The 6,420-nt window shown below is 69.5% G+C and carries 8 protein-coding genes; 5 read left to right on the top strand and 3 right to left on the bottom strand.

Annotated elements, in window-relative coordinates:
* The 3 genes from E1202_RS02520 to rfbA all read left to right on the top strand — a co-directional run.
* On the top strand, positions 1-181 hold a 181-nt coding region (locus tag E1202_RS02520), incomplete at its 5' end, for a VOC family protein (RefSeq protein WP_207918425.1).
* A 46-nt stretch (positions 182-227) separates the two neighbouring features.
* Positions 228-719, top strand: a complete 492-nt coding sequence (locus tag E1202_RS02515) for a YajQ family cyclic di-GMP-binding protein (RefSeq protein ID WP_132680605.1) — start codon at positions 228-230, stop codon at positions 717-719.
* A gap of 242 nt (positions 720-961) precedes the next feature.
* The gene (gene rfbA / locus E1202_RS02510; protein ID WP_132680604.1) at positions 962-1,837 is read left to right on the top strand and encodes a glucose-1-phosphate thymidylyltransferase RfbA; all 876 of its coding nucleotides are present in this window, start codon (positions 962-964) and stop codon (positions 1,835-1,837) included.
* Here rfbA and htpX read toward each other — a convergent pair.
* Complete coding sequence (htpX, locus tag E1202_RS02505) at positions 1,834-2,709, bottom strand: zinc metalloprotease HtpX (RefSeq protein WP_132680603.1); 876 nt, start codon at positions 2,707-2,709, stop codon at positions 1,834-1,836. The two genes, rfbA and htpX, sit on opposite strands and share 4 nt — an antisense overlap.
* Before the next feature lie 195 nt (positions 2,710-2,904).
* On the opposite strand from htpX, the gene E1202_RS02500 reads away from it, so the two are divergent.
* The gene (locus tag E1202_RS02500; protein ID WP_132680602.1) at positions 2,905-3,813 is read left to right on the top strand and encodes a YceI family protein; all 909 of its coding nucleotides are present in this window, start codon (positions 2,905-2,907) and stop codon (positions 3,811-3,813) included.
* A 49-nt stretch (positions 3,814-3,862) separates the two neighbouring features.
* Here the strand turns inward: E1202_RS02500 and ddaH are convergent, their stop codons facing one another.
* On the bottom strand, positions 3,863-4,717 hold the full coding sequence (ddaH, locus tag E1202_RS02495) for a dimethylargininase (RefSeq protein ID WP_132680601.1): 855 nt from the start codon (positions 4,715-4,717) through the stop codon (positions 3,863-3,865).
* A gap of 74 nt (positions 4,718-4,791) precedes the next feature.
* On the opposite strand from ddaH, the gene E1202_RS02490 reads away from it, so the two are divergent.
* A complete protein-coding gene (locus E1202_RS02490) occupies positions 4,792-5,235 on the top strand; it encodes an Lrp/AsnC family transcriptional regulator (protein WP_132680600.1) in 444 nt (147 codons plus the stop codon).
* A 15-nt stretch (positions 5,236-5,250) separates the two neighbouring features.
* Here the strand turns inward: E1202_RS02490 and E1202_RS02485 are convergent, their stop codons facing one another.
* Entirely contained in the window at positions 5,251-6,390 is a 1,140-nt protein-coding gene (locus E1202_RS02485; protein ID WP_132680599.1) for a sunset domain-containing protein, read from the bottom strand.
* Between the last annotated feature and the right edge of the window lie 30 nt (positions 6,391-6,420).

Here is a 6,420-nt window from a genome sequence, read left to right as displayed (position 1 = left end):
GAACCAGACCGGGGGTCGGGTGGGTTTCTTCCTGCAGGTCGACGACTTCGACGCGCAGTACCGGCGGATGGTCGAGGCCGGGGTGGAGTTCCTGGGCGAACCCCGCAGCGAGCCCTACGGCCGGGTGGTCGTGTTCCGCGACGTCGCGGGTAACAGGTGGGATCTGCTCGGACCCCGGTAGCGTGTCCTGGCAGACCTGAACGACGGCTCAACGGGAGGTAGTCAAGGTGGCAAACCCGTCCTTCGACGTGGTCAGCAAGGTGGATCACCAGGAGGTGGACAACGCGCTGAACCAGGCGGCCAAGGAGCTCGCCAACCGGTTCGACTTCCGCGGCACCGGGACCAAGATCTCCTGGTCCGGCGAGGACGCCGTCGTCCTGGAGTCGGAGACCGAGGAGCGTTGCAAGGCCGCGATCGAGGTCTTCAAGGAGAAGCTGATCAAGCGGAACATCTCGCTGAAGGCCCTGGACATGGGCGAACCGGCGAGTTCCGGCCAGATCTACAAGGTCACCGGCAAGATCGTGCAGGGCATCTCGCAGGAGACCGCGAAGAAGATCTCCAAGAAGGTCCGCGACGAGGCCCCCAAGGGCGTCCAGGCGCAGATCCAGGGCGACGCGCTGCGCGTGTCCGGCAAGAAGAAGGACGACCTGCAGGCCGTCATCTCGCTGCTGAAGTCCTCCGACTTCGACGTGGCGCTGCAGTTCGAGAACTACCGGTAGACCCCAGCTCGTCCGCGCTGGGCCCGGCCCAGCGCGGGGGCCGGGGCCGGTCTCAGGCGGTTGTGGTCCGAACCGTCCATGATCGATGCCCCTCTTGCCCGGTGCGTTCGGACCACGACCGCCCCGCCGTGGCGGGAACCCGCCTCGGAGCTGCGCGGATGTCCCCTTCGCTCCTCTCCCGGATACCCTCGTCGTCGGGTTCGGGGCGGGTACGCCGCGCCGGCTGATCGGGAAGGTGCTGTGTGAAGGGGATCGTGCTGGCCGGAGGCAGCGGGACTCGGTTGCACCCGCTCACCCAGGCCGTGTCGAAGCAGCTTCTCCCGGTCTACGACAAACCGATGATCTACTACCCGATCTCGGTGCTGATGCTCGCCGGCATCCGGGAGGTCCTGCTGATCTCCACCCCGTCCGACCTGCCGCTCTTCCGGCGTCTACTGGGCGACGGGTCGCAGTTCGGCCTGGACATCTCCTACGCCGAGCAGCCGCAGCCCAACGGGCTGGCGGAGGCCTTCGTCATCGGGGCCGACTTCGTCTCCGACGAGCCCGTCGCGCTGGTGCTCGGCGACAACATCTTCTACGGCCAGGGCTTCTCCGGAATCCTCCGCAACTGCGCTCGTGACCTGCGCGGATGCACCCTGTTCGGGTATCCGGTGCGGGATCCGCAGCGGTACGGGGTCGGGGAGGTCGACGCGGACGGCAAGCTGCTGTCGATCGTGGAGAAGCCCGCCGAGCCCCGGTCGAACATGGCGATCACCGGGCTGTACTTCTACGACAACGCCGTCGTCGACATCGCCAAGGGCCTCTCGCCGTCGGCGCGAGGCGAGCTGGAGATCACCGACGTCAACCTCGCCTACCTGCGAGAAGGTCGCGCGCACCTGACCGAGCTGGGCCGCGGCTTCGCCTGGCTGGACACCGGGACGCACGACTCGCTGCTGGAGGCCGGGCAGTTCGTGCAGGTGCTCGAGCACCGCACGGGGGTGCGGATCGCCTGCCTGGAGGAGATCGCGCTCAAGATGGGTTTCATCTCCGCCGAGGCCTGCTACGAGCTCGGCGCGAAGCAGGCCAAGTCCGGGTACGGCGAGTACGTGATGGAGGTCGCCCGCAAGGCGGGTGCCTAGTGGATCGGGGGCAGCTGCCTGCCCGCCATGCCCTCCAGCCGCGCGATGCGCTCGTCCATCGGCGGGTGCGTCGAGAAGAACCGGGTCAACCGCTCGCCCGGGCGGAACGGGTTGGCGATCATCAGGTGCGACTGCGACACCAGCTGCGGCTCCGGGGCCAGCGGCACCGCCTGCGTGCCCAGCTGCAGCTTGCGCAGGGCGGAGGCCAGGGCCAGCGGGTCTCCGGTGAGCTGGGCGCCCGAGGCGTCTGCCTGGTACTCGCGGGAGCGGCTGACCGCCATCTGCACCACGGCCGCCGCGATCGGCCCCAGCAGGGCCACCAGCAGCATCGCGAACGGGTTCGGGCGGTCCTCGTCGCTGCCGCCGAACATGCCGAAGAACATCCCGAAGTTCGCCAGGAAGGTCACGACGCTGGCCAGCGCTCCGGCCACGCTGGAGATCAGGATGTCGCGGTTGTAGACGTGCGAGAGCTCGTGGCCGAGGACCGAGCGCAGCTCGCGCTCGTCGAGCAGCTCCAGGATCCCGGTCGTGCAGCACACCGCGGCGTTGCGCGGGTTGCGGCCGGTCGCGAACGCGTTCGGGGCGCGGGTGGGGCTGATGTACAGCGAGGGCATCGGCTGGCGCGCCGAGGTCGCCAGCTCGCGCACGATCCGGTACATCGCCGGCTGCTCGGCCTCCGAGACCGGCCTGGCGTGCATCGACCGCAAGGCCAGCTTCGCCGAGTTGAAGTAGGCGAACCCGTTCATGCCCAGCGCCACGACCAGCGCGATGACCAGTCCGGCCCGTCCGAAGATCGTACCGACCAGCAGCACCAGCGCGCTCATCCCGCCGAGCAGCACCGCGGTTTTCAGACCGTTGAAATGACTGTGCACCTCTGCCTCCGCCCGTGATTCAACTGGAAAACGCTTGGCGTCGGCGGCTGGTTCCGCTGAACGAATGTGCGGAAGACAACTTCACCCTCCGATCGGGTGAACTCGTTAGTCGATCTAGGCTGAAAACCACAGCCGTTGAAAGCGAAAATTGATCCTCCGGTTCCCCCCGCGGAGGATGCTCAGAAGGGATTCTCAATGGTCCTCGCCAAGCTGCGCCGGCGGTTGTCGGCCAGCCCCGGCACTCCGGCGCGCTCCCCCCGCGGCGGATTCTTCCTGCACCCCAGGCCACTGGACAGCGGTCTGGTGAGCGGGCAGGTGCACGACGAGCGCGGTTCACTGCTCCCCGACGTGAACGTCACCATCGTCGACCGGCTCAACCAGGTCATCGGTGAGACCAAGACCGACTCCTACGGCGGCTTCGCCCTCTCCGTCGCTCCGGGCACGCACAAGCTGTCCCTCACCGCCGGCGGTTACCGACGCTACAGCGCCCGGATCCAGGTGCAGGTCAACCAGCACTCCCCGCTCGGCACCATCGGGGTGGAGCCGGACGACTCGCTGGAGCTGCCGCAGCCCGGCCGCTACCGGTTCGACCCGTACCACACCGAGATCCGTTTCGTCGCCCAGCACATCGGGATGTCCAAGATCCACGGGGAGTTCCGGCGGTTCGACGGCGTGATCGACGTGGCGCCGCGGTTCGAGGACTCCCGGATCGAGGTCGTCATGGAGGCCGCCTCCATCGACACGGGCGTGAAGATGCGCGACGACCACCTCCGGTCGGCGGACTTCCTCGACGTCGAGTCGCACCCGCAGCTGCACTTCCGCAGCAACCGGCTCACCCACGTGCGCGCGGACCGCTGGAAGGTCAGCGGCGCCCTCACCTTGCGCGGCACCACGAGCCCGGTGGATCTGGCCACGGTCTACCTGGGGCAGCGCAAGTTCCAGGGTCCCGGGTTCGACGGCGACCTGCGGGTCGCCTGCGACGCCACCGCGACCCTGCGCCGCGAGGACTACTCGGTGAACTGGCAGGCCACGCTCGCCAAGGGCATCGCGGTGGTCGGCCCGACGGTGAGCATCGAGCTGGGCGTTCAGGCCGTCATGGTGTGACTGCGCGGAGAACGGCTGCACGACCACCTCGTGCAGCCGTTCCACCAGGTCAGGCGTGCAGTTCCATGGTGCAGCACTTGGGTCCGCCTCCGGACTTGCGGAGCTCGGACATGTCCAGCCCGAACACCTCGTAGCCGCGTTCCTCCAGCTGCGCGGCCAGGCCCGTCGCCTCGAACGGCAGCACCACGTGGTGCCCGTCGGAGACGCCGTTGAGGCCCAGGCAGGACGCGTCGGCCTCGTCGGCGATCACCGCGTCCGGGAACATCCGCGCCAGCACCCGGCGCGAGCCCTCCGAGAAGGCGCCCGGGTAGTAGGCGATCTGCGCGTGGGGGCCCTTGTCCAGCACGAACAGGGCCGTGTCCAAGTGGTAGTAGCGCTCGTCGACCAGGTTGAGCGAGACGACCGGAACGCCCAGGGCCTCCTGCGCCTCGGCGTGCGCCGCGGGGTCGGTGCGGAACCCGGTCCCGGCCAGCAGCACCTCACCGGTCCAGGCGAAGTCGCCCTCCGCCTCGTTGATCCGCGTCGGCATCACCAGGTCGCGGTGGCCGCGGGTGACGAACCAGCGGCGGAAGTGCTCGGCCTCCGCGGCGCGCTCGGGAGCCCGGAACTTCGAGCCGAGCACGCGGCCCTCGATCACGGTGCCGGAGTTCGCGGCGAAGACCATGTCGGGCAGGCCGGGCTGCGGCTCGATGGTGTCCACGGTGTGACCGAGCCGCACGTAGGTGTTCTTCAGCTCTTCCCACTGCGCCATCGCCAGCGCCGCATCCACCGGTTCGTCCGGGTTCATCCACGGGTTGATCACGTACTCGACGGTGAAGTACGTGGGCGGGCACATGAGGAAGTGGCGGGTGGTGGCCTGCTTGGCCGCGAGCGTTTCGGCGGGTCGCGCCGCTGTTGCCGTCATGAATCGAAATCTAAGTGCTATGGATACCTACCATCAACGCCGCTCCGTTCGTCGTTTGCGGCAGAATGTTGCACATGGACGCCTTGGACCAACGAATCATTTCGCGCCTGGTCGCCGACGCTCGCGCGAGCTACGCGGAGATCGGTTCGGACGTGGGACTGTCCGCGCCCGCGGTGAAGCGACGGGTCGACAAGCTGCTCGACCAGGGCGTTCTGCAGGGGTTCACCGCGGTGGTCGACCCCGAGGCGCTGGGCTGGGGGACGGAGGCGTTCGTGGAGGTCCACTGCCACGGCAACGTCCCCGCGCACCGGATCCGGACCGGGCTCGAACCGCTGCCGGAGGTCATCGCGGCCTACACGGTCTCCGGGCAGGCGGACGCCATCGTGCACCTGCGCGCGGCCGACATCCACCACCTGGAGGAGGCGATGGAACGGCTCCGCGAGGTCGACTTCGTCTCACGCACGGTCTCCACCGTCGTCCTCTCGCGCCTGCTCGAGCGCCAGCCGCAGGCCGACTGACCCGACCGCGTGGGGTCAGGAGCGGTTCCAGGCTTCGAACCCGGCGATCTCGGCGTCGGAGGGGGTGCGGAACCAGACGTCCGCGCTGATCTGGTCGTACTGCGGGGAGTCCGGCGTGTGGTACGTGCGGGACGCCGAATGCCCCTTGATCACCGGACCCGCCGGGGCCTGGGCCGGCTTGGGCCGAGGGGCCTCCGCCGCTGCCCGGCGGGGTTCCGGCCGGTCCGGGACGGGCTCCTGGGCCTGCGGGGTCTCCGAGGGCTTCTCCCAGTTGGCGTCGCGGCCCGGGTGAGGGCCTGCGCCCGGGGTCCGGCGGGGAAGCGGAGCGGAGTCGTCGGGGTTGTCGACCAGCTTGATCTCCGGGGCTTCCGCGCCCTCGTCACCGCGCGCGAGCGGTTCGCCGTTCTCGACGCGCTGCCGCAGCGCATCCGGGATCTTCGGCGGGTCGGCCTGCACGGGCGAGTCGGAGCGCGGCTGCGGAGTGCGCTTCGGCAGCGGCTTGGCCTCGGCACCGTCGGCGTTCGGGCTGCCGCCGGCCTGCGGCTGCTCGCGGGGGACGGCCGGGATGACCTGCGTGGCGTCGGCGCCGACCGGCGGCGTGTACGGCTCGGCGGCGTCGCCGCTGGACTCCGGCTCGAACAGCGAGCGGAGCTGTCCGGAGAGCTGATCGGACTCCTCGTCGTCGGCTCCCGGCGGGAAGTGCGACGGGCGCGCCTCGGTCCTGGTCTCCTCCACCTCGGGGTTGCGGAACCAGGTGTTGTCCCCGGACGGGGCCTCGGGCTCGGGCTCCGGTTCCGGCAGGCGCTGCGTCTCCGCCGGAGCGGAGCGCAACGTCGCCTCCGCCGCGACCCACGGGCGCGGCCTGCGGTCCCACTCCTCGAGCTGCTGCTCCTCGGGGGACTCCCACTGAGGCGGGCGCTGCTCGAGCAGGTCCAGCGACCGGTGCTCGGTGACCGGCTCGTCCTCGTAGGTCTCGTAGACGGGCTCGTCGTAGACCGGCTCGTCGTAGACGGGTTCGGCGTAGCGCGGCCTGGCCAGCTCAGCCTCGAGCCTGCGCCGCAACGGCCGGACGAACAACGCCCAGGTGACGAGCGCGCCCAACAGGAAAGCGGCGAGGCTCCACAGCCACACCTGGGTGAACAGCCAGGTGATCACGAGAGATGTCCCTCCTCCGGGGCTCCAGCA

This window comes from Saccharopolyspora karakumensis (assembly GCF_004349225.1).
Classification (GTDB): Bacteria; Actinomycetota; Actinomycetes; order Mycobacteriales; family Pseudonocardiaceae; genus Saccharopolyspora; species Saccharopolyspora endophytica.
Note: the sequence above shows the minus strand (reverse complement) of the source record. Positions and strands in the feature narration are given on the sequence as shown.

Excerpts from the sequence above, each read along its gene's own strand:
- E1202_RS02500 (WP_132680602.1), top strand. The coding sequence starts at position 2,905 with ATGGTCCTCGCCAAGCTGCGCCGGCGGTTGTCGGCCAGCCCCGGCACT.
- ddaH (WP_132680601.1), bottom strand. The coding sequence starts at position 4,717 with ATGACGGCAACAGCGGCGCGACCCGCCGAAACGCTCGCGGCCAAGCAG.
- E1202_RS02490 (WP_132680600.1), top strand. The coding sequence starts at position 4,792 with ATGGACGCCTTGGACCAACGAATCATTTCGCGCCTGGTCGCCGACGCT.